Source organism: Streptomyces sp. NPDC048171, assembly GCF_043202655.1.
In the GTDB taxonomy this organism is placed as follows: domain Bacteria; phylum Actinomycetota; class Actinomycetes; order Streptomycetales; family Streptomycetaceae; genus Streptomyces.
Genome location: NZ_JBIDAU010000045.1, coordinates 1 through 1307, shown reverse-complemented (window position 1 = coordinate 1307; position 1307 = coordinate 1). Strand labels below are relative to the sequence as shown.

The window sequence follows — 1307 nt, the reverse complement described above, 5'->3', positions numbered from 1 at the left end:
GCTGCGGCGAGCATGCCCACGATGCCGGACCGGGTGGGGAATCGGGCTGTGTCACGTCGCGTGTATTTGCTGTGGGTGCCCCAGGACTGGAGTGGGCCCGCCAGACGCAACAGCAACCCTCGGGAGGGGCGGTCGGTCACTGCAGGGCCTCGGGGAGCGCGACGTCGACGGCGGCGGTGACGAGAGCGTCGAAGGAGGCGTGGCGCTCGCCGAGGTGCTCGAGTTTGTCGAACTCGAGGGAAGCGTGTGACGCGTGCAGCACGCGGTCGGGGCCCAGGAGGGTGTTCGCGGCCTTGGCGTAGGCGTCGATGCCTTCTACGGAGCGCCCGACGAAGCCGCCGTGTCCGGCTGACCGTACGGGTTCTTCGAAGGCTGCGGCAAACGACAGCGGCCGGTCGGAGCGGACGGCCACGTGGACCAGGTGCGGGATGGTGTGCGGGGCGGTGGAGTTCTTCTTCGCCTGGGGCAGGGACTCGATGAAGGAGCGCAGGAACTGGCCGGCGAGTTCGCGGGCGGCGTCGAGTGCGATGTCGCTGTCGTCGCTCAGGTTCGTGATGAGTTCCTTGAGGTCGACGGTGGCGAAGCGGTAGAAGGTGCCGGTGCTGAATTCGGCCGTGCCCATGTGGCCGCTGCCTGTTTCGTCGCCTTTCGCTGCGGTGACATCGTCGACGGCTGCGAAGTAGTCGAGTTCGACCTCGGTGGTGTGTGTGGTGAAGGCGTGTGCGACCTGGACGGCACCGTCGACGTTGGCCTGGTCGACCTCGGTGAGCATGCGGCCGAAGAGGTTGATGACCCCGTTCTTTTTGACTAGGATTTTGTCAATCTTTCCTTTCAGGGCGCTTTCGGGCTTGCTTTTTCCTTTTCCGGTGAAGTCGGTCGTGAGCTCTTCCTTGTGGGCTTCGGCGATGTCGGCCAGTTCCTCGACAGCGTCGTCGGGAAGATAGACGAGCGCGTTGGTCAGGACCTTGTTCGTGATGGGCTGCCGGTCCTTTCCCTTGGCCACCTCCCACTTGATGCTGCTGCCCGCCGCGACATGTGCACCCGCGCGTTCGGCAAGCGCTTGGTCCCATCCGCGCCCGCGCAGGACCTCGGTGACCCGCTCGCCGATACGGCGTGTGCGCAGTGCGTTGTGGCCGAGTGTGTCCTGGAAGTGCTCGCGGATGGCCCGTTTCCAGGACTGGCTGGAGATGCGGGTACGCAGGACGTCGCCGTAGAGCATGCTTTTCACCGAGTTGGTGTCGTCCCGGTTCAGGTTCGCGTAGGGAACTGGCTGGACGACGTGGATGTCGATGAAGCGTGGCTTGAGG

At 65.1% G+C, this 1307-nt stretch carries 2 protein-coding genes; both read right to left on the bottom strand.

Translation table 11 applies throughout. The features are described 5' to 3' along the window. Window positions 1-140: CRISPR-associated protein Cas5 (gene cas5, locus ACGF3J_RS38730; RefSeq protein WP_393856133.1), on the bottom strand; the 140-nt coding region annotated here is incomplete at its 3' end. After that, on the bottom strand, window positions 137-1307 hold a 1171-nt coding region (gene cas7e / locus ACGF3J_RS38725), incomplete at its 5' end, for a type I-E CRISPR-associated protein Cas7/Cse4/CasC (RefSeq protein ID WP_393856132.1). The genes cas5 and cas7e, both read right to left, overlap by 4 nt.